Genomic DNA, 23699 nt, shown 5'->3' with positions numbered 1-23699 from the left:
TCCACATCACACCGGCACGGTGCAAGGGCACGGCAGGTCGTCGGGGGCTTTGGCTGGCTTCGGCCGGGATTATCACAAATAAAAATCATTCCTATTCACAATTTTTCCATTTTGTTGTGAATTGGCGTCAGGAACGACGAAAGGCGCCAGGGCCCTGAGGCCGTGGCGCGGGGTCGCTGAACGGGTCAGCGATTGAGGAAAAGCGCGTCAGAACCGCGCGTTCAGGCTGATCCAGAAATTGCGAGCCTTGGCCTTGACGTTGTAGTCGTCGCGGAAGACCGGCTGCTGGCCCCCCACGCAGGTGTTGCCGCTGGTGCAGCTCGTGAAGCTGGTGCTGTAGCTCGTGAAGTCGTGGTCCAGCAGGTTGTTGATGCGGGCGTTGAGCGTCACGTTCTTGCTGATGCGGTAGCTGCCACCGAGGTGCAGCATGTTGTAGGCCTTGTAGTACATCGCGCTGTTGGTCGGCGCGTCCCAGCCGCGGTAGCGGTCGGACACCGCCTCCAGGTTCAGGAACAGTTCCAGCGAAGGCGTGGCCGACCACGAGAGGGCAGCGTTGGCCATGTGCTTGGCGCTTTCCGACAGGGGGCGGCCGATGGCTGCACCGGTCTTCTGTTCCGAGTCGGTGTAGGTGTAGTTGGCGCGCACCATCCACGTCGGCGAGAGGCGGTAGCGGCCGGCCAGCTCCAGGCCCTTGAGTTCCGCGCGGCTGATGTTCTGCGTCTGGCTGAAGGAAGCGAAGCCCAGGTCGCGCCAGCCCAGTCCGACGTCGGCACAGGGCACGCCAGGCGCCGCGCCTTCGCAGTTGGCGATGGTCGGCCCGCCGCTGTCGATCTTGTCCTTGAAGCGGTTCTGGAACACCGTGGCGTTGAAGCTGTGGCCGTTCGTGCTGTTGAAGTAGGCCGCGAGTTCGCCGTTGACGCTGGTCTCGGGCTTCAGATCCGGATTGCCCACGAAGGGCGAGGTGCCCTGGCCACCGAAGCCGGTGATGCCTGGGAACAGCTGGCTGGTCTTGGGCGTCTTGTAGCCCGTGCTCACGCCACCCTTGAAGGTCCACGAAGGATTGGCCTCCCAGACACCGTACACGCGCGGGCTGGTCTGTCCGCCGAAGATGTTGTGGTTGTCGTGGCGCAGGCCCGTGGTGAGCGTGAAGCCGGGGCGCAGCTGCCAGTTGCCTTCGGCGAACACCGAGGTCATCTCGTGCTTCTGCACGGTGCCCGGCTGCGGGTTGTTGCCGAACATGCCGAAGGTGCCGTCCTCCATTTCGCCGTCGATGTACTGGCCGCCCACCACGACGAGGTGGTTGCCCAGCGGGATGTCGAGCTTGCCGTCCAGCGTGTACTGGCGGGTCTCCATCACGCGCGCGGGGCGCGGCAGGAAGGACTCCAGCGTGGCGCGTTGCGCGGGCGTCATGTTGTTGAGCTTGGCCGTGGCGTTGGCGCCGGGCACCGCGGCCCACAGGGCCTGCAGGCGCGCCCGCTCCTCGGGGGAGAAGGGCAGGGTGCGGCCCTTGTTGGCCGTGTCCACGTAGGACAGCGAGATCTCGCTGTTGCCGATGTCCCACTTGCCCTTGTGCGTCAGCGACCACTGGTCGCGCGTGAACTTCTGTTCAGGCAGGTAGCCCACCTGGGGTGCTGCGAACGTGGCGTTGTTCGAGCGCCAGATCGTGGCGATGCTGTCCACCGTGCCCAGAGGGAAGCTGCCGTCGGCTTCGGGGCGGTTGTTGTAGGTCTGGCGTGAAGTGTCGACGTCGAACAGGAATTCGTGGCGGGCGCTGGGCGTGAGCGCCAGGCGCATGCCCAGGCTCTGGTTCTTGTTGTCCACCGTCTTGCCGCCGCCGCCGAAGCCCAGGGCGCGCGGGCGCACGGCGCCGTTGGGATACACCACGTCCGCGTACTCGGGGCGTGATGCGTCCCGGTCGTACAGGCTGCCGCGCAGCTGGAAGCCGAGCACGCCGGGCTTGATCGGGCCCATGAGGTTGAAGTCGGTGGTCTTGTCGTCACCGAAGTCGCTGTTGCCCTGCACGGTGAAGGACTGCGTGACCGAGCCGGTCCATTGGTCGGGGATCTTGCGCGTGATGATGTTGATCACGCCGCCCAGCGCGTCCGCGCCGTACAGCGTGGACATGGGGCCGCGGATGACTTCGATGCGCTCGATCGTCTCGATCGGCGGGATGTGGTTGAACTGGTTGCCGCCGAAGGAGTTGGGGTACAGGTCGCCGTTGTTGTTCTGGCGCTTGCCGTCGATCAGGATCAGCGTGTAGTCGGCGCCCATGCCCCGGATGCTGATGGTGCCCTGACCGGTTTTGTCCGTGGTCTCGCCCACGTCCACGCCCTCGATGTCGCGCACGGCATCCAGCAGGGTGGTGTAGGGGCGCTTCGCGAGCTCTTCGCGCGTCACCACCGAAATGCTGGCGGGCGCATCGGCAATCTTCTGTTCGACGCCGGAGGCCGACACCACGACCTCGGACAGCGAGCCATCGGCTTGCTGGGCGTGGGCAGCACCCAGGCTCAGCGCGTACAGGCTGCAGGCCACGGCGGTGGCTTGCAAGGGGAAGCGGTAGCCCGACGAAACGCCGCGCTGGCCAGCCGACGGGGTGGATGCTCTCGACATCAAAAATCCTTACGTATGCATGCGTTGATGGAGTTGGCTGGCATGCATCCACTCGGTATCGCGCGCATCACACAAGGGACGGGGGCTGGGGAGGGGCTGGCTGGCTACTTTTCTTATTATTACAAATGAAAACCATTCTTGTTAAGTTTTTGATAATTTTTTTGTGATAGCTCGTTCGGTGCCTGCCGTAAAGCTTCCGGCGGGAACGCGGTTTGCCCTCCGAAATCTCGCCAAAAACGATGCTGTCGCCGGAATGTGGTAAACACGAATGGCCCTCATCGGGCGAGTTGCTGCACAGCAACAAGAAAAAGCTATCGGGTGGATAAACACTATCAATCCCGGAGATTGGTAGTTATTTGCTATCATTCACCCCATGGCGATACGGAAAACCCTTTCTGATCGCCGCCTCTTTCTCAACCCCAACCCAAGGAAAACCATGTCCCTGATCAATACCACCGTCCAGCCTTTCAAGACCACGGCCTTTCTGAACGGCAAGTTCATCGACGTCAGCGACGAGACGCTGAAGGGCAAGTGGTCAGTGCTGATCTTCATGCCCGCTGCCTTCACCTTCAACTGCCCCACCGAAGTGGAAGACGCGGCCGAGAACTACGCCGAATTCCAGAAGGCTGGTGCCGAGGTCTACATCGTCACGACCGACACGCACTTCTCGCACAAGGTGTGGCACGAAACCTCGCCCGCCGTGGGCAAGGCCAAGTTCCCGCTGGTGGGCGACCCGACCCACGTGCTGACCAACGCTTTCGGCGTGCACATCCCTGAAGAAGGCCTGGCGCTGCGCGGCACTTTCATCATCAACCCCGAAGGCACGATCAAGACCGCCGAGATCCACTCCAACGAGATCGCCCGTGACGTGAAGGAAACGCTGCGCAAGCTCAAGGCCGCCCAGTACACCGCCGCCCACCCCGGCGAAGTGTGCCCGGCCAAGTGGAACGAAGGCGCCAAGACCATCGCTCCTTCGCTGGACCTGGTCGGCAAGATCTGATCCTGCGTTCCATCCGCGATGAGGCCCAGCCTCTCCGGTTGCACGTCGAAGAACCCGCGGGCCCAGAAGGCCCGCCGGGGACCCCTGGCCGCCTTTCAATCCCTGAGGAGGCCGGTTCTCAAAGTCGCTTAGATAAAGGAAACACAACATGTTGGACGACACCCTCAAGGCTCAACTCGGCGCTTACCTCGAGCGCGTGACACAACCTTTCGAGATCGTCGCTTCCTTGAGCGACTCTGAGAGCTCCCGCGAAATGCTTGATCTGCTGCAGACCATCCAGGCGCTGCGCAGCGACAAGATCACCCTGAAGACCGACGGCCAGGATGCGCGCCGGCCTTCGTTCACCCTGCAGCGCGCGGGCAGCGACACTTCGTTGCGCTTCGCCGGCCTGCCGCTGGGCCACGAGTTCACCTCGCTGGTGCTGGCCCTGCTGTGGACCGGCGGCCACCCGCCCAAGGTCGAGCAGGACGTGCTCGAACAGATCCAGGCGCTGGACGGTGACTTCAATTTCGAGGTCTACATGTCCCTGACCTGCCACAACTGCCCGGACGTGGTGCAGGCACTGAGCCTGATGGCGATCCAGAACCCGAAGATCAAGACCACGGTCATCGAAGGCGGTGCCTTCCAGGACGAGGTGACGGCGCGCGAGATCATGGCCGTACCCATCGTGTTCCTCAACGGCCAGGTGTTCGGTTCGGGTCGCATGACGGTGGAAGAGATCGTCGGCAAGCTGGACGTGAACGCCGATGCGCGCGAAGCCGCGAAGCTCAACGCCAAGGACCCGTTCGACGTGCTGATCGTCGGCGGCGGCCCGGCTGGTGCCGCGGCGGCGGTGTACGCCGCCCGCAAGGGTATCCGCGTGGGCGTGGCGGCCGAGCGTTTCGGCGGCCAGGTCAATGACACGATGGCGATCGAGAACTACATCAGCGTGCTCGAAACCGACGGCCCGAAGTTCGCCGCCGCGCTCGAAGCGCAGGTGCGCCACTACGACGTGGACATCATGAACCTGCAGCGCGCCGACAAGCTGATCCCGGCGAGCGAGCCCAACGGCCTGGTGCAGGTGCAGATGGCCAATGGCGCGGTGCTGAGCGCGCGCAGCGTGATCCTGTCCACCGGCGCGCGCTGGCGCAATGTCAACGTGCCCGGCGAGGCTGAGTACCGCAACAAGGGCGTGGCTTACTGCCCGCACTGCGACGGTCCGCTGTTCAAGGGCAAGCGCGTGGCGGTGATCGGTGGTGGCAACTCGGGTGTCGAGGCCGCGATCGACCTGGCCGGCATCGTGCAGCACGTGACGCTGATCGAGTTCGCCGATGCGCTCAAAGCCGATGCCGTGCTGGTGAGCAAGCTCAAGAGCCTGCGCAACGTGGACATCCACGTGAACGCGCAAACGACCGAGATCACCGGCGCCGACGGCAAGGTGAATGGCCTGAGCTACAAGGACCGCGCGAGCGGCGACGTGAAGCACGTCGAACTCGAAGGCGTGTTCGTGCAGATCGGCCTGGTGCCCAACACCGAGTTCCTCAAGGGCACGGTGGAGCTGAGCCGCTTCGGCGAGATCGTGGTGGACGCCAAGGGCCACACCAACGTGCCCGGCGTGTTCGCGGCGGGTGACTGCACGACGGTGCCGTACAAGCAGATCGTGATTGCCGCCGGTGAGGGTTCGAAGGCCGCGCTCAGCGCCTTCGACCACCTGATCCGCCAGCCGGTGGTGGCACCGGCCGAGGCCGTCGCGGCCTGATGCGACGAAGCCAGAGCCGAGGCGCCACCTCGGCCTGGCTTCTGCCCCTCAATGCGCGGCGGCCGCCGCAGCGCCGATGCCCGTCTCCGAGCGCACCTGCTGGGCCAGGAAACCGGCGCGGTCCACCCGCGCGCGCTGGCTCTTGTCCAGCACCGAGAACAGCCAGATGCCGGCGAAACCGATCGCCATCGAGAACAGCGCCGGCGAGGTGTAGGGGAACAGCGCCGACCCCTTGGGGTTGCCCAGCGTGGCTTCCCAGACCGAGGGCGAGACCACGGTGAGGGCCACCGAGGACACCAGACCCAGGAAACCGCCGATCACCGCGCCCTTGGTGGTGCAGTCCTTCCACAGCACGCTCATGAAGAGCACGGGGAAGTTGGCCGAGGCCGCGATGGCGAAGGCCAGCGAGACCATGAAGGCGATGTTCTGCTTTTCAAAGGCAATGCCCAGCACCACCGCGACAACGCCCAGGCAGAGCGTGGTGATCTTGGACACCCGCAGCTCGGCGGCCGAATCGGCCTTGCCCTTTTTCAGCACGGTGGCATAGAGGTCGTGCGACACGGCCGAGGCGCCCGAGAGGGTGAGGCCGGCCACCACGGCCAGGATGGTGGCGAAGGCCACGGCCGAGATGAAGCCCAGGAACACGTTGCCGCCCACGGCGCTGGCCAGGTGCACAGCGGCCATGTTGTTGCCGCCGAGCAGGCCGCCCTTGGCATCGAGGAACTGCGGGTTGGTCAGCACGAAGGTGATGGCGCCGAAGCCGATGATGAAGGTCAGCAGGTAGAAGTAGCCGATCCAGCCGGTGGCCCACATCACGGACTTGCGCGCTTCCTTGGCGCTGGGCACGGTGAAGAAACGCATCAGGATGTGGGGCAGGCCGGCGGTGCCGAACATCAGCGCCATGCCGAAGCTGATGGCCGAAATCGGGTCCTTGACGAAGTTGCCCGGGCCCATGATGGACTGCCCGATGGAGGCCGCGGCCTCGGCCACCTTGCCGTCCTTGAGCGCGAGTTCGGTCTTGATCTTCACCGCACCGGCGAACATGGCTTCGGGGCTGAAGCCGAAGTGCAGCAGCACCATGAAGGCCATGAAGGACGCGCCGCCGAGCAGCAGGCAGGCCTTGATGATCTGCACCCAGGTGGTGGCGGTCATGCCGCCGAAGAGCACGTAGACCATCATCAGCGCGCCCACGATCACCACGGCGATCCAGTACTCCAGGCCGAACAGCAGCTTGATCAGCTGCCCCGCACCCACCATCTGCGCGATCAGGTAGAACGCGACCACCACCAGCGTGCCCGAGGCCGCGAAGATGCGGATGGGTGCCTGCTGGAAGCGGAACGCGGCCACGTCGGCGAAGGTGAACTTGCCCAGGTTGCGCAGGCGCTCTGCCATCAGGAAGGTGATGACAGGCCAGCCCACCAGGAAGCCGATGGAGTAGATCAGGCCGTCGAAGCCCGAGGCCATCACCGCCGCGGAGATGCCGAGGAACGAAGCCGCCGACATGTAGTCGCCCGCGATGGCCAGACCGTTCTGGAAGCCCGTGATGCCGCCGCCGGCGGTGTAGAAGTCGGACGCGGAGCGGGTCTTGGCGGCCGCCCATTTGGTGATGTACAGCGTGCCCAGCACGAAGAGGCCGAACATGCCGATGGCGGTCCAGTTGGTGGCCTGTTTGTCGGCCTGGCCGAGGTCGGCGCCGGCGGCCCAGGCCGCGACGGACACGCTGGCCAGGGCCAGCAGGGTGAGCACGCGCCTCATTTCCGCACCGCCTTGGCCACGGCCGCGGAGAGTTCGTCGAACTCGGTGTTGGCGCGCTTGACGTAGACCGCCGTGATGACGATCGTGAAGACGATGACGCCAAAGCCCAGCGGGATGCCGACGGTCATGACGCCATCGCCCGTGAGCCGCGACAGCAAGGCCTTGTCAAAGGCCACCAGCAGGATGAAGCCGTAGTACACGACCATCATCGCCAGCGTCAGCCACCAGCCGAAGCGCGATCGTTTGGCCTTGAGTTGAAGGTAAGCGGGGTTGCTCGCGATCCGTTGAACCAGACTCTCGTCCATGCATGTCTCTCGGGTTGATTTCGGGTGACATGGAGCGTAGGACCTGGCACTTACGGAGCACTGACCCCGGGCTGACGCGGGGCTGACCCGCGCCTTGTTCCTGGCTTACTTCGGCTGTTCGGCCGGCGCGGGTGCGGCGGGGGTGGCAGGTGCCGCTGCCGGTGCGGCAGGCGCCGCCTGCTCGGTGTGCGGTGCATCCATGCCGTGCTTCTCACCGCCCATGTCGATGTCGCCACCCTTCATGAGTGCAAAGAGGGCGACGGCGGCGAAGATGACGAAGGCGATGAAGATCTTGATCATGTCTCGAATAGGTGTTGGCGTCTGCCGTGAAGGCAGGGGAGGGCGGGAACGGGCAGGGCCCGCCAGCCCATTTTTCGGGCACTGGCTGACGTCTTTCTGACAGCGCCCGAGCCGAGCCCTCAGTACTCCAGGCGCTCGGGCCGGATCTCCTGCAGGATCGTGGTGGCGATTTCCTCGATCGACTTCGTGGTGGTCGAGAGCCAGCGGATGCCTTCGCGGCGCATCATGGCCTCGGCCTCGGCCACTTCCATGCGGCAGTTGTCGAGTTGCGCATAGCGCGAGTTGGGCCGGCGCTCGTTGCGGATCTCGCTCAGCCGCTCGGGCGCGATCGTCAGACCGAAGATCTTCTTGCGGTGCGGCACCAGGGCAGGGGGCAGCTGGCGGCGCTCGAAGTCTTCCGGGATCAGCGGGTAGTTCGACGCCTTCAGGCCGTACTGCATCGCCAGGTAGAGCGAGGTCGGGGTCTTGCCGCTGCGGCTCACGCCGACCAGGATCACGTCCGAGCCCTCCAGGTCCTTGTGGCTCTGGCCGTCGTCGTGGGCCAGCGAGAAATTGATGGCCTCAATTCGGTCGTGGTAGGCCTGGCTCTTGGAGGCGTCCGAGAAACGGCCCACGCGGTGGTTGGACTTGATGCCGAGCTCGTGCTCCAGGGGGGCGACGAAGGTGCCGAACATGTCCAGCAGCACGCCCTTGCACTGGGTTCGGAACACCGACAGCACGTCCATGTCGACCACCGTCGTGAACACCAGCGGTCGCTTGCCTTCGACGTCGGCGACGTGGTTGATCTGGCGCACCGCCTGGTGCGCCTTGTCCACGCTGTCCAGGAAAGGCAGCCGGACCCGGCGCATGGTGGCCTCGAACTGGTTCAGGATGGCGTTGCCGAAGGTTTCGGCCGTGATGCCGGTGCCGTCCGAGATGAAGAAGACCGTTCGATTGGGCATGTGGGCCGCGTCCTTACAATGCTGGGTGTTGTGTCTGCGCCAGCCATTATCCTGCCGCAGGCGCCCCCGTATCTGCTTCCCTGCCCGGCGTCGGACCCACAACAGAACAACAGGTCGCCCCGCTGGCGCTTGGAACCCCGGTTTTTCAACCTTAGGAGCTTTCCCATGTCCCAGCTGTTTGGAGCGACCGATCTGGTCGTGCCGTTCGAAAAACTGCGAATGAGCGATGTCGAGTCCGTCGGCGGCAAAAATGCCAGCCTCGGCGAGATGATTTCGCAACTGCCCACCGGCGTGAAGGTGCCGACCGGCTTTGCCACCACGGCGCACGCCTTCCGCGAATTCCTCAAGCACGACGGCCTGACCGAGCGCATCAACGCCCGGCTGGACCAGCTGGACACCGAAGACGTGCGGGCTCTGGCTCAGGCCGGTGCCGAGATCCGCGCCATGGTCGAAAACCAGCCGTTCCCGGCCGACCTGGAAAAAGCGATCCGCGACGCCTTCGTGACCCTGAGCGCCGGCAACGCCAAGGCCTCGTTCGCGGTGCGCTCCTCGGCCACGGCCGAAGACCTGCCCGACGCCTCGTTCGCCGGCCAGCAGGAAACCTTCCTCAACGTGGTGGGCATCGAAGAGGTGCTGCACAAGATGAAGGAGGTGTTCGCCTCGCTGTACAACGACCGCGCCATCAGCTACCGCGTGCACAAGGGCTTCGCCCATGCCGACGTGGCGCTCTCCGCCGGCGTGCAGCGCATGGTGCGCTCCGACACCGGCGCGGCCGGCGTCATGTTCACCATCGACACCGAGAGCGGCTTCGAGGACGTGGTCTTCATCACCTCCAGCTACGGCCTGGGCGAAACGGTGGTGCAGGGCGCGGTGAACCCGGACGAGTTCTACGTGCACAAGCCCATGCTCAAGGCGGGCAAGCGCGCGCTGATCCGCCGCAACCTGGGCTCCAAGCTGATCCAGATGGTGTTCAGCACGCCCGAGGAAAAGGCCGGCAGCGGCAAGCTGGTGAAGACCATCGATGTGCCGGTGGAGCAGCGCAACCGCTACAGCCTGTCCGATGCCGACGTCGAGCAACTGGCGAAGTACGCGCTGGTGATCGAGCAGCACTATGGCCGCCCGATGGACATCGAGTGGGGCAGGGACGGCACCGACGGCCAGATCTACATCCTGCAGGCCCGGCCCGAGACGGTGAAGAGCCAGAGCGCCGGCAAGACCGAGGTGCGCTACAAGCTCAAGGGCAAGGGTGCCGTGCTGGCCAGCGGTCGCGCGATCGGCCAGAAGGTGGGCACCGGCCCCGTGCGCCTGGTGCACAACATCAGCGAGATGGACAAGGTGCAGCCCGGCGACGTGCTGGTGACCGACATGACCGACCCGAACTGGGAACCGGTGATGAAGCGCGCCAGCGCCATCGTGACCAACCGGGGCGGGCGCACCTGCCACGCCGCCATCATCGCGCGCGAGCTGGGCATCCCGGCCGTGGTGGGCTGCGGCGACGCGACCGACCTGCTCAAGGACGGCACGCTGGTCACCGTGAGCTGCGCCGAGGGCGACACCGGCAACATCTACGACGGCCTGCTGGAGACCGAAATCACCGAGGTGCAGCGCGGTGACATGCCGCCGCTGGACGTGAAGATCATGATGAACGTGGGCAACCCCCAGCTGGCCTTCGACTTCGCCCAGATCCCCAACGGCGGGGTGGGCCTGGCGCGGCTGGAGTTCATCATCAACAACAACATCGGCGTGCACCCCAAGGCCATCCTCGACTACCCGAACATCGATGCCGACCTGAAGAAGGCGGTGGAGTCCGTCGCGCGGGGACATGCCTCGCCGCGCGCGTTCTACGTCGACAAGGTGGCCGAAGGCGTGGCCACGATCGCGGCGGCTTTCTGGCCCAAGCCCGTCATCGTTCGCCTGTCCGACTTCAAGAGCAACGAGTACCGCAAGCTGGTGGGCGGCTCGCGCTACGAACCCGAGGAAGAGAACCCCATGCTGGGTTTCCGGGGTGCGGCGCGCTACGTCAGCCACGAGTTCCGCGAAGCCTTCGCCATGGAGTGCGAGGCGCTCAAGCGCGTGCGCGAGGACATGGGCCTGAGCAACGTGCAGGTGATGGTGCCCTTCGTGCGCACTCTGGCCCAGGCCGAGCGCGTGACCGGGCTGCTGGCCGAAAAGGGCCTGGCGCGCGGCGTGAACGACCTCAAGGTCATCATGATGTGCGAGATCCCTAGCAACGCGGTGCTGGCCAAGCAGTTCCTGCAGTTCTTCGACGGCTTCTCGATCGGCTCCAACGACCTGACGCAGCTCACGCTGGGCCTGGACCGCGATTCGGGCCTGGAGCTGCTGGCGCACGACTTCGACGAGCGCGACCCGGCCGTCAAGGCCATGCTGACCATGGCCATCGGCGCCTGCAAGACCGAAGGCAAGTACGTGGGCATCTGCGGCCAGGGCCCCAGCGACCACCCCGATTTCGCCGAGTGGCTGCGCGACGAGGGCATCAGCTCGATCTCGCTCAACCCGGACAGCGTGATCGACACCTGGAAGCAGCTGGCCAAGGAGTGATCGCCTCGCTGCTGCGAGCAAATACCTAGGCGGCGCGAGCCGCCCGGGTGCGATGATCCGGTGATGTCCGAGCGCCCCACGACCGACGAACACGACCGCCGCGCCCTGGCGCTCAAGGCGGTGCTGTTGTCGGTCATGGTGCTGGCCTCGTTCGGGGTCTGCTTCTTCGCGCGTGAGCTGAGCGTCGTCGTCATGGGCTGGCCGTTGCACTTCTGGATGGCGGCCCAGGGCGCGGTCCTGGTGTTCATCGTCATCGTGGTGGTCTATGCCAGCGTCATGAGCCGTCTGGAAGCCGAGGAGGCGCGCGGCGAGGCGAGCGAGGCCAGTGATGCCTGACAGCCCGGCCTACGCGGCCTACAAGCGCCGGCTGCACCGCATCCTGGCGTTCTACATCCTCGCCCTGATCGCTTTCCTGCTGCTGATGGCCTGGGCCGAGCAGAGCGGCCTGTCCCGGCGCTGGCTGGGCCCCATCTTCCTGTTCTCCACGGTGATGATGTACGGCGGCATCGGCATCTATGGTCGCACCGCCGACCCCGAGGAGTACTACGTGGCCGGGCGGCGCATTCCGCCGGTCTACAACGGCATGGCCGCCGCCGCCGACTGGATGAGCGCGGCCTCCTTCATCAGCCTCGCGGGAGGGTTGTACCTGCAGGGCTTCGGGGGCACCGAAACGCAGGCCGGCGGGCTGGCCTATGTGCTGGGCTGGACCGGGGGCTTCTGCCTCGTGGCCCTGCTCATCGCGCCCCACCTGCGCAAGCTCAACCTGTACACGGTGCCGGACTACTTCAAGGAGCGTTTCGGCGGGCGCTGGCCCCGGCGCATCGCGGCGTTTTCGGCCGTGCTGTGCTCCTTCACCTACGTGGTCGCGCAGATCTACGGCATCGGTCTGGTGGCCTCGCGGCTGACCGGTGTGCAGTTCGAGATCGGGATCATGCTGGGCCTGGGTGGAGTGGTGCTGTGCTCGTTCCTGGGCGGCATGCGGGCCATCACCTGGACCCAGGTGGCGCAGTACATCATCCTGCTGCTCGCCTTCCTCATCCCTGTGTCCTGGCTGGCCTACAAGCAGCTGGGCAACCCGCTGGCGCCCCTGGTGTACGGCGAGCAACTCGAGAAGATCGCCCAGCTCGAGCACGATCTGATGGCCTCGCCGGCCGAGAAGCAGGTGCAGGACGAGTTCGCGCGGCGCGCGCGCGAGTACGCGGTGTGGCTGCAGGACGTGGAGGGCACGCTCAAGCGCGAGCGCGCCGCCAAGCAGGAGCGCGTCCGCGCGCTCAAGTCCCAGAACGCCGACATGGAGCTGGTGGTCGCGGCCACGCGCGAACTGGCGGCCTTGCCCCCTGACGTGGCGACGGCGCGGGAGCGGTGGACGCGCGCCATGCAGGAAAGCGAGGAGCGGTCCCGGCCGCTGGGTGGGCTCATGCCGCACAGCCAGGCCTTCGCGGGCGATCCGGACGGCACGCCCGCCGAGCGCGAGACCTTCCAGTCCTCGCGCGCGAACTTCCTGGCCCTCATGTTCTGCCTGATGGTGGGCACGGCGGGGTTGCCGCATTTGCTCACGCGCTACTACACCACGCCATCGGTGGCGACCGCACGCTCTTCGGTGGCGTGGTCGCTGTTCTTCATCACCCTGCTGTACCTGAGCGCGCCCGCGCTGGCGGTGCTGGTGAAGTACGAGGTAATGCAGAACGTGGTGGGCAGCAGTTTCGATGCCTTGCCGCCCTGGATCGCGCAGTGGTCGCGCATGGACGGTTCGCTGGTCTCGGTGAGCGACATCAATGGCGACGGCATCCTGCAGTTCAGCGAACTCCGCCTTGGCGCCGACGTGATCATGCTGGCCACCCCCGAGCTCGGTGGCATGCCCTATGTGGTCTCGGGCCTGGTGGCCGCCGGGGGGCTCGCGGCCGCGCTGTCAACCGCCGATGGCCTGCTGCTGACGATCAGCAATTCGCTGGTGCGCGACACCTACTGCCACGAGGTCAAACGCATCGTCACGCCCGAGCAGCGCGTGATCCTCTCCAAGTTCGCCTTGCTCAGTGTGGCCACGGTGGCGGCCTTCGTCGCGGCGCTCAAGCCCGCCGAAATCCTGCCCCTGGTGGCGTCCTCGTTTTCGCTGGCCGCCTCCGCCTTCGTGCCCGCCATGATCATGGGCATCTTCTGGTCCCGCACCACGGGCCCGGCCGCGGTGGCCGGCATGTTGATCGGCCTGGGCACCACGGTGCTCTACATGATGATCAACGCCCCCTCCGTGCGCGCCTTTTTCGCCATGCCTGCGGGGCAAGACCTCTGGTTCGGCATCCAACCTCTGTCGGCGGGGGTCTTCGGTGTGCCGGTGGGCTTTGTGGTGATCGGTCTTCTGAGCTTGTTGCAGCGCCGCAAGGGCGCCAGCGCTTAGGGGTTTACACCAGTTCCGAGGGTGCTGGCGTGCCCAGGACACCCTCTGTCAGTTTCTTGTCAGACGCTCCTAAAACACTGCGATGGCATCTTGTGCCAGCCATCTAACTTAGGAGACTTCAACATCATGGCAACTTCGACGGCCAGTGCTTCTGCACCGATGACCAAGGAGGAGAGAAAGGTGATCTTCGCCTCTTCTCTAGGGACGGTTTTCGAGTGGTATGACTTCTATCTCTACGGCTCGCTCGCGGCCATCATCGCGCGCCAGTTCTTCTCCGGCCTGGATCCAACATCCGCCTACATCTTCGCCTTGCTGGCCTTCGCGGCGGGCTTCCTGGTGCGGCCGTTCGGTGCGATCTTCTTCGGCCGCCTGGGCGACATGATCGGGCGCAAGTACACCTTCCTGGTGACCATCCTGATCATGGGCGCGTCCACGTTCATCGTGGGCCTGCTGCCCAGCTACGCGTCCATCGGCCTGGCCGCTCCCGTCATCCTGATCATCCTGCGCATGCTGCAAGGCCTGGCGCTGGGTGGTGAGTACGGCGGTGCCGCGACCTATGTGGCCGAACACGCGCCGCACGGCAAACGGGGCGCCTACACGGCATGGATCCAGACCACGGCCACGCTGGGTCTGTTCCTGTCGCTGCTGGTGATCCTGGGCGTGCGCACCGCGATGGGCGACAAGGAGTTCGGCGAATGGGGCTGGCGCATTCCGTTCCTGGTGTCCATCCTGCTGCTGGGCATTTCGGTCTGGATCCGCTTGAGCCTCAATGAGTCGCCGGCGTTCCAGAAGATGAAGTCCGAAGGCAAGACCTCCAAGGCGCCGCTGACCGAGTCCTTCGGCCAATGGAAGAACCTGAAGGTCGTGATCCTGGCGCTGCTCGGCCTGACCGCCGGCCAGGCCGTGGTCTGGTACACGGGGCAGTTCTACGCGCTGTTCTTCCTGACCACGATCGCCAAGGTGGACGCCACAACCGCCAACCTGTTGATCGCCGCCTCGCTGTTGATCGGTACGCCGTTCTTCATCTTCTTCGGCACGCTGTCCGACAAGATCGGCCGCAAGCCCATCATCATGGGCGGCTGCCTGATCGCTGCGCTGACCTACTTCACCGTCTTCCCGATGTTGCTCAACTACGCCAACCCGGCGCTGGTGGCGGCTCAACAGGCGAACAAGGTCACCGTGACGGCCGATCTGAAGGAGTGCTCGTTCCAGGGCAGCCCGATTGCACGCGACATCGATTTCCGTACCTCGTGCGACATCGCCAAGCGCGCACTCACGCAGGCGTACATCCCGTACACCAGCGTGCAGGGTCCGGCCGGTGCACCCGCGACGGTGACGCTGGGCGACAAGGTGCTGAACTCGCCGGTGGGCGTGCTCAACGAGAAGCGCGATGCCTTTGCGGCTGACAGCGCGAAGGCCATTGGTGACTTCCGCAAGGCACTGACCGACACCGCCAAGGCCGAAGGCCTGACCACCCCTGCGGATCCCGCCAAGATGAACAAGGGCATGGTCCTGCTGATCCTGGTGTTCCTCGTGATCCTGGTGACCATGGTGTACGGCCCGATCGCCGCGATGCTGGTCGAGATGTTCCCCACGCGCATCCGCTACACGTCGATGAGCCTGCCGTACCACATCGGCAACGGCTGGTTCGGCGGCTTGCTGCCCACCACGGCCTTCGCCATGGTGGCCGCCACCGGCGACATCTTCTACGGTCTCTGGTACCCGGTGATCGTGGCCGCTGGCACGTTCATCATCGGCATGATCTTCATCCGCGAGACCAAGGACGTGGACATCTACGCCAAGGACTGAGGTTGAGCAGGGTCGCGCCCGCCCGCGGGCGGGTGCGACTTTCTTCACAGAGCCCGCCCCGTGCGGGCTTTTTCATGGGCGCTCCGGTATGGATAAACCCCAATTCAAATGCCGCCAGTCGCATGTAAAGCTCGTTTCATCCAACTTCCGCGTTGAGTCATCCCGGTGACCGGTACAAACCACCCCCGGTGGAGCTTCCTCGAGAGAACCCATGAGCATTGTGAAAACCGAAACCGGCCTGCAGGTCATGAAAGACCGATCGGTGCCGCTGACGCCGCGACAACGGTCGGTCTTCATCCTCGTGGATGGCCGGCGTTCCATGGCGGAGCTGCTGGCGGCATCGGCCGCCATGGGGGTGTCCCAGGAAGACGTAGAGCACCTGTTCGCGCTCGGATTGATCACCGATTCGGCACCCAAGCCCTCGGCCGCGGAGCAGGCGGTGGCCGCGGCCCACGACGAAGTGCTCAAGGAGCACAACTCGCGCAGTTCGGTGCAGCGCTATCAGGATGCCTATCCCATCGCCACCCGGCTCACCGCCAGCCTGGGCTTGAGGGGGTTTCGCCTGAATCTGGCGGTGGAGGCCGCCGGCAACTACGAGCAACTGCTCGAGCTGGCTCCCAGGATCCGCGAGGCCGTGGGCCCCGAGAAGTTCGTGCCCCTGGACAAGGCGCTGAACAACCGCTGAAGCAGCTGGGGTACCGAAAAGCCGCGATTTGCTATAATCGTGAGCTTTTCGCCTTGCCACACCGCTTCCAGACGCGGCGGGTGGCTGAATCCCGCCGTGGCTCCCCACGGCTCATCCTCAAGGAGTGTCTATGCGTCACTATGAAATCGTTTTGCTGATCCATCCGGACCAAAGCGAACAGGTTCCGGCTATGCTGGAGCGTTACAAGGGCATGATCACCACCGGTGGTGGCAAGATCCACCGTGTTGAAGACTGGGGCCGCCGCCAGATGGCTTACCAGATCAACAAGCTGTCCAAGGCCCACTACCTGTGCGTCAACATCGAGGCCGATCAGGCCGTGATGTCCGAACTGGAACACGCGTTCAAGTTCAACGACGCCGTGCTGCGCCACCTCACCGTGCTGCGCAAGAAGGCCGACACCGGTCCGTCGGCCATGATGAAGTCGGTCGAGCGCGAAGAAGCCCGCAAGCTTCAACAGCCGGCCACGCACCAGTCGCAGGAGCAGGCCGCCGCCTAAGTCTGTGGCGCCAATCGTCATCGGGTGAACCGTCTTCAATTGTCCGCCGTGGTGGTGCAGGTGCAGAGCCTGCGTTACACACCGGCAGGCATCCCGGCCGTCAACCTCGTGCTTGAACACGAGTCCCAGGTCGTCGAGATGGACACCCCCAGACAGGTGAAATTGCAGCTGAGGGCCGTGGCCTTCGGTGCCCAGGCCGAAATCCTCTCCCGACAGGGCCTGGATGCGGCTTGTGAGTTTCACGGTTTCATGACGAATGCGCGCAATGGCAAAGGCGTGGTGTTCCACATCCAAGATTTCAGCAAAACATAGGAAGGCCCATCATGGCTGCACCCAAACGTTTCAACAAAGACAAGCGCCCGAAGCGCAACACCCAGTCGCTGCTCTTCAAGCGCAAGCGCTTCTGCCGCTTCACCGTGGCCAACGTCGAAGAAGTCGACTACAAGGACGTGGACGTCCTGCGTGACTTCATCGCCGAAAACGGCAAGATCATTCCCGCGCGCCTGACCGGCACCCGTGCGTTCTACCAACGCCAGGTCAACACCGCCATCAAGCGCGCGCGCTTCCTGGCCATGCTGCCCTACAGCGACCAGCACCGCGTCTGAAAGAGAGCCTGACATGCAAATCATCCTGCTCGACAAAGTGATCAACCTCGGCGCCCTCGGCGATGTGGTCAAGGTCAAAGAGGGCTATGCCCGCAACTTCCTGATCCCCACCGGCCGTGCCCGCCGTGCCACCCAGAGCGCCATCGCTGAATTCGAAGCCCGCCGTGCGGAACTCGAAAAGGTGGCGGCGGCCAAGCTGGCCGAAGCCCAGGCCCTGGGCGAGAAGCTCGCTGCCGTGACGGTCAAGCTGTCGCAAAAGGCCGGCGTGGACGGCCGCCTGTTCGGCTCCGTGACCAACCACGACGTGTCCGAAGAGCTGAACAAGCAAGGCTTCGCTGTGGCCAAGTCGCAAGTGCGCATGCCCAACGGCCCCCTCAAGAACGTGGGCGACTACACCGTCAGCGTCAACCTGCACACCGACGTGACGGTCGACGTCAACGTCTCGGTGCTCGGCGAAACCGCCTGAGTTCCGCGCAGCGTTCTGCAAAAAGCCGCTGCCTTCGGGCAGCGGCTTTTTTTTGCGCGGCGCGGGCGGGTTATCCCGCCTTCTGCACGCGATTCACACCGGATTTCCACAGGGTTGTCCACCCCTGATCCATCCCCTGGGGCGTACCATCGCTCTTTAGCTGCGATACCTCCATGTCCACTGCCTTTTCCAGTCCCTTCCCCGACTTTGATGCGGGCTTTGAAGACCCTGTGGGTGATCGTCAGGTCGCCCAGTTGCGCGTGCCCCCGCATTCCATCGAAGCCGAATCCAGTGTGCTGGGCGGCCTGCTGCTCGACAACGGCGCGTGGGACCGTGTGGCCGACCTGATCAACGACTCCGATTTCTATCGGCACGAGCACCGGCTGACCTATTCTGCGATCGCGACCCTGGTCAACGGGAGCAAGCCTGCCGACGTGGTGACGGTGTTCGAGCACTTGCAGAACCTGGGCAAGGCCGAAGAGGCGGGTGGGTTGGCGTACCTCAACTCGCTCGCGCAGTACGTGCCGAGTGCGGCGAACATCCGCCGCTATGCCGAGATCGTGCGCGAGCGCGCGATCCTGCGCAAACTCGTGACCGCCAGTGATGAGATCGCGACCGCCGCCTTCAATCCGCAAGGACGGCCGGTCGCCAAGATCCTGGACGAGGCCGAGCAGAAGGTCTTCAAGATCGGCGAGGAAGGCTCCCGGATGAAGGAGGGCTTCCAGAGCATGGACAAGCTCGTGGTGGACCTCCTGGACCGTGTGCAGGAGATGGCCGACAACCCGGCGGACGTGACGGGTGTTCCCACCGGGTTCATCGATCTGGACCGCATGACCTCGGGCCTGCAGGCGGGTGACCTCGTGGTGCTGGCGGCGCGTCCCTCCATGGGCAAGACCGCGTTCGCGATCAACATCGCCGAGCACGTGGCCCTGAACGAAGGGCTGCCTGTGGCCGTGTTCTCCATGGAAATGGGCGCATCGCAGCTGGCGGTGCGTGTGGTCGGCTCCATCGGCCGGATCAACCAGGGGCATCTGCGCACCGGCAAGCTCACCGACGACGAGTGGCCCCGCCTGACGGAGGCGATCGAAAAGCTGCGCACCGTGTCGCTGCACATCGACGAGACGCCGGGTCTCACGCCCAGCGAGCTGCGCGCCAATGCCCGCCGATTGGCCAGGCAGTGCGGCAAGCTGGGTCTGATCGTGGTCGACTACCTGCAGCTCATGAGTGGCTCCGGCGCGTCCGGGGGCGACAACCGCGCCACCGAGCTGGGCGAAATCTCGCGGGGGTTGAAGATGTTGGCCAAGGAGCTGCAATGCCCGGTGATCGCGCTCTCCCAGCTCAACCGGTCGGTCGAGCAGCGCACCGACAAGCGCCCCATGATGTCGGACTTGCGTGAGTCCGGTGCCATCGAGCAGGATGCGGACATCATCATGTTCATCTACCGCGACGAGTACTACAACCGCGAGAACTGCAAGGAGCCGGGTGTGGCCGAGATCATCATCGGCAAGCAGCGCAACGGCCCCACCGGCGTGGTGAAGCTGGCCTTCCTGAACATGCTCACCCGTTTCGAAAGCCTGGCAGGCGGTGGCATGGGCGGTGGCAGCGATTACTGACGACAGGTGACGCGCATGAAAAAACCCGGCCAAGGCCGGGTTTTTTCATGGCGAAAAGCCTTCAGGTCAGAGCACTTCGCTGGCGAAATCGGCCAGGCGCGAACGCTCGCCGCGCGCCAGCGTGATGTGTCCGCCATGCGGCCAGCCCTTGAAACGATCGACCGCGTAGGTCAGGCCCGACGAACCCTCGGTCAGGTAGGGCGTGTCGATCTGTGCGAGGTTGCCCATGCAGATGATCTTCGTGCCCGGGCCGGCGCGGGTGATCAGCGTCTTCATCTGCTTGGGCGTCAGGTTCTGCGCCTCGTCGATGATCACGTAGCGGTTCATGAAGGTGCGGCCGCGCATGAAGTTCATGCTCTTGACCTTGATGCGGCTGCGGATGAGCTCATTGGTGGCAGCGCGCCCCCACTCGCCGGCATTGCCGCCGTCGCCCTTGGCCAGGAATTCGAGGTTGTCGTCGAGCGCACCCATCCAGGGGCCCATCTTTTCCTCTTCGGTGCCCGGCAGGAAGCCGATGTCCTCACCCACGCTCACGGTGGCGCGCGTCATGATGATCTCGGTGTAGCGGCGGTCGTCAAGCACCTGGGTCAGGCCGCTGGCCAGTGCCATCAGCGTCTTGCCCGTGCCCGCGGTGCCGGCCAGCGTGACGAAGTCAATCTCCGGATCCATCAGCAGGTTGAGCGCGAAGTTCTGCTCGCGGTTGCGGCTGGTCACACCCCACACCGCATTTTTCAAATGGGTGTAGTCCTTCAGCGTCTTGAGCACCGCGGTCTTGTCGCGGATTTCGGTCACACGGGCGTACAGCGAGGGCTCGCCGGGCGCCTCGAAATACACGAACTGGTTGATGTAGAACTGGCCCACGGCAGGGCCGCTCACGCGGTAGAACGTGTGGCTGCCGCTCTGCCAGCTCTCGATGGTCTTGCTCTGGCGCGTCCAGAAGTCCTGGGGCAGGGCCAGGGCGCCGGCGTAGAGCAGTTCCCCGTCGTCCAGGGTCTTGTCGTTCTGGTAGTCCTCGGCGGCCAGGCCCAGCGCGCGCGCTTTCACCCGCATGTTGATGTCTTTCGACACCAGGATGACTTCGCGTTGCGGATGCCGTTCGCGCAGGGCATGCACCACGCCCAGGATCTGGTTGTCGGCCTTGCCCTGGGGCAGGCTGGAAGGCAGGGCGTTGTCCAGCGGCTCGGTCTGGAAAAACAGCAGGCCACGGGCCGACTGATGGCCGGTGGCCGAGAGCTTGAGGCCCTTGGCCATGTCGCCACCTTGCTGGGCCACCAGGGCGTCGAGCGTGCGGCTGGTCTGGCGGCCGTTGCGGGCCACCTCGGTCATGCCCTTTTTGTGGCCATCGAGTTCTTCGAGCACGATCATGGGCAGGAAGATGTCGTGTTCCTCGAAGCGGAACAGGCTCATGGGATCGTGCAGCAGGACGTTGGTGTCCAGCACGAACAGCCGCGCCGGCCCGTTGCCGGCCTTGCCTGCGGTGCGCCGGCGGTTGCTGGCCACCGGTGCCACGGGGGCCCGGGGTTCGGCGGGCGCCTCGGGGACGGGCTGGCGCACCTCGGGGGCTTTGGCCACCACCGGCGCGGGCGGGCGCACGGGTGCCTTCGGCACTTCGGCACGTGCAACGGCAGCTGTCGTCGAGGGTTTTCGACCCCGCCCATTGCCCTTCGGCGCCGAGCCCGCCGGGGTGGCGGGTGCAACCGGTGCGGACGGTTCCAGAACAGGGTTCAAGTCCAGTGGCTCTTCGGCGGCTCGAAGGGAGTAGGCGTCGGGGGCTAGCAGGGCTGCGCGTTTGGAGGGTGCGGGAGGCAGTGGCATGGAGGACTTGTGGTGTCAGCGCGGGGCCGGAAAACAAAAAGCCGCCGGGAAAACCGGGCGGCTTTGAGAGCTGCGGAGCTTGTCGAAAGAGGGTGGGGCTGAAAAGCTTCCCGTTGTCATGAATTCATTATGCACGAGTCGTGTGACCCGGAAATCTCTGCATCAGCGTGGTCCCACTCCCTCGATTCAGGGGGTCAGGGCGCCTTCTTGAGCGCCTTGACCGCCTTGAGCACGTCTTCCACGTGACCAGGCACTTTCAGGCCGCGCCATTCCTGCTTGAGCACGCCATCCGGGCCGATCAGGAAGGTGCTGCGCTCAATGCCCTTGACCTTCTTGCCGTACATGATCTTGTTCTTCACCACACCGAACATGTGGCACATCTTCTCTTCGGTGTCCGCGATCAGCTCGAAGGGCAGTTCGAGCTTGGTCTTGAAGTCGTCGTGCGACTTCATGTTGTCGCGCGACACGCCGAACACCTGCGCGCCGGCCTTGACGAAATCCTTGTATTTGTCGCGGAACTGCATGGCCTCGGTCGTGCAACCGGGGGTGTTGTCCTTGGGGTAAAAATACAGAACGATGGTCTGGCCAAGGTGGGTCTGGTTGCTGACCTTCACGCCACCGGTGGCCTGCGATTCAAATTCGGGAATGGGTTTGTTGACAACGACTGCCATACTGCGTGGACCCCTGACGTAAGTTGGTGGTGATTCGTTGGCTTCCCGGGTGCTTCACGGCATGCCCTGCACTGGACATGCAAAAGGGGGCCGTGGCAGGAAACAATCCGCTATTTTACCCTGATTGCGCCATTCCGTCACGGTTTGGCTGGAGAGGGGAACGAGGGCGTTTCAGGTTTCGATCAAAAGCGCCGCCACGACGCGGCGGCCTTCGCCAGCCAGGATGTTGTAGGTGCGGCAGGCCGCGGCGGTGTCCATGGTTTCCACGCCGATGCGGCGCTCCATCAAACCCTGCAGCAGCGCGGGCCGCACGAAGCGCAACCGGGAGCCACTGCCGAACACCACCAGTTCAGGTGCTTCGGGCATGACGCTGGCCAACTGCTCGAAGTGCGTGGCGGTGAGGTCTTCGAAGCGCTGGCATTCCCAGGGAATCAGCTGGCCCCCCGAGGCGAGCACAAGGCTGCCGGCATGGCGCAGGCCGTTCACGGCGATCCACCCCTCGCCGTAGGAGGTGATGGACTGTGTGTCCAGCTTGTCGGCGTGAAGTTTCATGGGAAGGCAGTGGATCAGAAGGGCTGGGGATCTGTGGTCAAATTGCAGGTTTTCCCTGCTGAAGAGACCGAATATAACGCCCGGTGCACCTCGGCGGGGCATGTTGGTCATGACCCCACAACCCCCTCCGGAGGGCCTTTGAAAAGCATCCAGAAATCCGCCAAGCTTGCCAACGTCTGCTACGACATCCGCGGGCCCATCATGGACGCGGCGCGTCAGATGGAAGAGGAAGGCCACAAGATCATCAAGCTCAACATCGGCAACCTGGCGGTGTTCGGCTTCGATGCGCCGGAGGAGATTCAACAGGACATGATCCGCAACCTGCCGAACTCGGCGGGTTACTCCGACAGCAAGGGCATTTTCGCGGCGCGCAAGGCGGTGATGCACGAAACGCAGAAGCAGGGCATCAAAGGCGTGGCCCTGGAAGACATCTACCTCGGCAACGGCGCGAGCGAGCTCATCGTGATGGCGACCAACGCGCTGCTGGACAACGGCGACGAGCTGCTGCTGCCGGCACCGGACTACCCGCTGTGGACGGCCGCGGCCAGTCTGTCGGGCGGCACGCCGGTGCACTACATGTGCGAAGAGTCCAACGGCTGGATGCCGGACATCGACGACATCCGCCGCAAGATCACGCCAGCGACCAAGGGCATCGTGGTGATCAACCCGAACAACCCCACGGGTGCGCTGTACTCCGACGATCTGCTCAAGGCCATCGTGGAACTCGCGCGCGAGCACGGGCTGGTGATCTTCGCCGACGAGGTGTACGACAAGGTGCTGTACGACGGTGCCAAACACACGGCCATCGCCAGCCTGTCGGACGACGTGCTCACGCTGACCTTCAATTCACTGTCCAAGAGCTACCGGTCGTGCGGCTACCGCGCGGGCTGGCTCGTGGTCTCGGGCAACAAGAAGCCCGCCAAGGACTACATCGAGGGCCTGAACATGCTCTCGAACATGCGCCTGTGCGCCAACGTGCCGGGCCAGTGGGCGATCCAGACCGCGCTGGGCGGGTACCAGAGCATCAACGACCTCGTGTGCGAAGGCGGTCGCCTGCGCCGCCAGCGCGACCTTGCCTACGAACTCATCACCGCCATTCCGGGCGTGAGCTGCGTCAAGCCCTCGGCCGCGCTCTACATGTTCCCCAAGCTCGACCCGAAGATGTACCCGGTCGAGGACGATCAGCAGATGTTCCTGGAACTGCTGCAGGAAACGCGCGTGATGCTGGTGCAGGGCACCGGGTTCAACTACCCGGACAACCAGCATTTCCGCATCGTGTTCCTGCCGCACGAGGACGACCTGCGCGAGGCCATCCACCGCGTGGCCAAGTTTTTCGAGGGCTGGCGAAAACGCCACGGCACCTGAT

Annotated in this window: 21 protein-coding genes; 13 read left to right on the top strand and 8 right to left on the bottom strand. The window is 64.6% G+C overall.

Annotated elements, in window-relative coordinates; genetic code table 11:
- Positions 1-207: 207 nt before the first annotated feature.
- Positions 208-2610 carry a TonB-dependent receptor domain-containing protein gene (locus AC1Q9M_RS10080; protein ID WP_492433599.1) on the bottom strand — a complete coding sequence of 801 codons (2403 nt, stop codon included), beginning with the start codon at positions 2608-2610 and terminating at the stop codon, positions 208-210.
- Positions 2611-3046: 436 nt separating this feature from the next.
- Here AC1Q9M_RS10080 and ahpC point away from each other — a divergent pair, with 436 nt between their 5' ends.
- Together ahpC and ahpF are read left to right on the top strand one after the other, a co-directional pair.
- Positions 3047-3610 carry an alkyl hydroperoxide reductase subunit C gene (gene ahpC / locus AC1Q9M_RS10075; protein WP_291111412.1) on the top strand — a complete coding sequence of 188 codons (564 nt, stop codon included), beginning with the start codon at positions 3047-3049 and terminating at the stop codon, positions 3608-3610.
- Between the two features lie 148 nt (positions 3611-3758).
- Positions 3759-5348 carry an alkyl hydroperoxide reductase subunit F gene (ahpF, locus tag AC1Q9M_RS10070; RefSeq protein WP_492433597.1) on the top strand — a complete coding sequence of 530 codons (1590 nt, stop codon included), beginning with the start codon at positions 3759-3761 and terminating at the stop codon, positions 5346-5348.
- Between the two features lie 48 nt (positions 5349-5396).
- Here ahpF and AC1Q9M_RS10065 read toward each other — a convergent pair whose 3' ends face one another.
- The 4 genes from AC1Q9M_RS10065 to ppsR form a co-directional block, all read right to left on the bottom strand.
- Positions 5397-7103 (bottom strand): cation acetate symporter, encoded by a 1707-nt coding sequence (locus AC1Q9M_RS10065; RefSeq protein ID WP_492433595.1) that lies wholly within the window; start codon positions 7101-7103, stop codon positions 5397-5399.
- Positions 7100-7408, bottom strand: a complete 309-nt coding sequence (locus AC1Q9M_RS10060; RefSeq protein ID WP_382156949.1) for a DUF485 domain-containing protein — start codon at positions 7406-7408, stop codon at positions 7100-7102. The genes AC1Q9M_RS10065 and AC1Q9M_RS10060 overlap by 4 nt, the downstream gene beginning before the upstream one ends.
- A 105-nt stretch (positions 7409-7513) precedes the next feature.
- Entirely contained in the window at positions 7514-7708 is a 195-nt protein-coding gene (locus tag AC1Q9M_RS10055) for a hypothetical protein (protein WP_444686837.1), read from the bottom strand.
- A 119-nt stretch (positions 7709-7827) separates the two neighbouring features.
- Positions 7828-8649 (bottom strand): posphoenolpyruvate synthetase regulatory kinase/phosphorylase PpsR, encoded by an 822-nt coding sequence (gene ppsR, locus AC1Q9M_RS10050; RefSeq protein WP_291111404.1) that lies wholly within the window; start codon positions 8647-8649, stop codon positions 7828-7830.
- Between the two features lie 165 nt (positions 8650-8814).
- Here ppsR and ppsA point away from each other — a divergent pair, with 165 nt between their 5' ends.
- The 10 genes from ppsA (at position 8815) to dnaB (ending at position 19295) form a co-directional block, all read left to right on the top strand.
- Entirely contained in the window at positions 8815-11208 is a 2394-nt protein-coding gene (gene ppsA, locus AC1Q9M_RS10045; protein WP_492433592.1) for a phosphoenolpyruvate synthase, read from the top strand.
- 63 nt (positions 11209-11271) lie between these two features.
- A complete protein-coding gene (locus tag AC1Q9M_RS10040) occupies positions 11272-11544 on the top strand; it encodes a DUF4212 domain-containing protein (protein WP_382320408.1) in 273 nt (90 codons plus the stop codon).
- On the top strand, positions 11537-13600 hold the full coding sequence (locus tag AC1Q9M_RS10035; RefSeq protein WP_492433589.1) for a VC_2705 family sodium/solute symporter: 2064 nt from the start codon (positions 11537-11539) through the stop codon (positions 13598-13600). The genes AC1Q9M_RS10040 and AC1Q9M_RS10035 overlap by 8 nt, the downstream gene beginning before the upstream one ends.
- Before the next feature lie 126 nt (positions 13601-13726).
- Entirely contained in the window at positions 13727-15409 is a 1683-nt protein-coding gene (locus AC1Q9M_RS10030) for an MFS transporter (RefSeq protein ID WP_492433587.1), read from the top strand.
- 211 nt (positions 15410-15620) lie between these two features.
- Entirely contained in the window at positions 15621-16094 is a 474-nt protein-coding gene (locus tag AC1Q9M_RS10025) for a hypothetical protein (RefSeq protein WP_444686833.1), read from the top strand.
- Between the two features lie 130 nt (positions 16095-16224).
- Positions 16225-16611, top strand: a complete 387-nt coding sequence (rpsF, locus tag AC1Q9M_RS10020; RefSeq protein ID WP_291111398.1) for a 30S ribosomal protein S6 — start codon at positions 16225-16227, stop codon at positions 16609-16611.
- Between the two features lie 24 nt (positions 16612-16635).
- Positions 16636-16923: a primosomal replication protein N gene (gene priB, locus AC1Q9M_RS10015; RefSeq protein ID WP_444691252.1), complete on the top strand. Its 288-nt coding sequence runs from the start codon at positions 16636-16638 to the stop codon at positions 16921-16923.
- An 11-nt stretch (positions 16924-16934) separates the two neighbouring features.
- The gene (rpsR, locus tag AC1Q9M_RS10010) at positions 16935-17216 is read left to right on the top strand and encodes a 30S ribosomal protein S18 (RefSeq protein WP_068166407.1); all 282 of its coding nucleotides are present in this window, start codon (positions 16935-16937) and stop codon (positions 17214-17216) included.
- 13 nt (positions 17217-17229) lie between these two features.
- The gene (gene rplI / locus AC1Q9M_RS10005; protein WP_382156962.1) at positions 17230-17682 is read left to right on the top strand and encodes a 50S ribosomal protein L9; all 453 of its coding nucleotides are present in this window, start codon (positions 17230-17232) and stop codon (positions 17680-17682) included.
- A 173-nt stretch (positions 17683-17855) separates the two neighbouring features.
- Positions 17856-19295: a replicative DNA helicase gene (dnaB, locus tag AC1Q9M_RS10000; protein WP_291111389.1), complete on the top strand. Its 1440-nt coding sequence runs from the start codon at positions 17856-17858 to the stop codon at positions 19293-19295.
- Between the two features lie 66 nt (positions 19296-19361).
- Here dnaB and AC1Q9M_RS09995 read toward each other — a convergent pair whose 3' ends face one another.
- From AC1Q9M_RS09995 to AC1Q9M_RS09985, 3 genes are all read right to left on the bottom strand, one after another.
- Positions 19362-21110, bottom strand: a complete 1749-nt coding sequence (locus AC1Q9M_RS09995) for a PhoH family protein (RefSeq protein ID WP_444686832.1) — start codon at positions 21108-21110, stop codon at positions 19362-19364.
- Positions 21111-21304: 194 nt separating this feature from the next.
- Positions 21305-21781 carry a peroxiredoxin gene (locus AC1Q9M_RS09990; RefSeq protein ID WP_291111385.1) on the bottom strand — a complete coding sequence of 159 codons (477 nt, stop codon included), beginning with the start codon at positions 21779-21781 and terminating at the stop codon, positions 21305-21307.
- Between the two features lie 171 nt (positions 21782-21952).
- Positions 21953-22333 carry an Mth938-like domain-containing protein gene (locus tag AC1Q9M_RS09985; protein ID WP_492433582.1) on the bottom strand — a complete coding sequence of 127 codons (381 nt, stop codon included), beginning with the start codon at positions 22331-22333 and terminating at the stop codon, positions 21953-21955.
- A gap of 138 nt (positions 22334-22471) precedes the next feature.
- Here AC1Q9M_RS09985 and AC1Q9M_RS09980 point away from each other — a divergent pair, with 138 nt between their 5' ends.
- Positions 22472-23698: a pyridoxal phosphate-dependent aminotransferase gene (locus AC1Q9M_RS09980; RefSeq protein WP_382156968.1), complete on the top strand. Its 1227-nt coding sequence runs from the start codon at positions 22472-22474 to the stop codon at positions 23696-23698.
- The last annotated feature ends 1 nt before the right edge of the window (position 23699 follow it).

Source organism: Hydrogenophaga sp. GW823-FHT04C09 (assembly GCF_058796355.1).
This window is presented reverse-complemented; position numbering and strand designations above follow the sequence as displayed.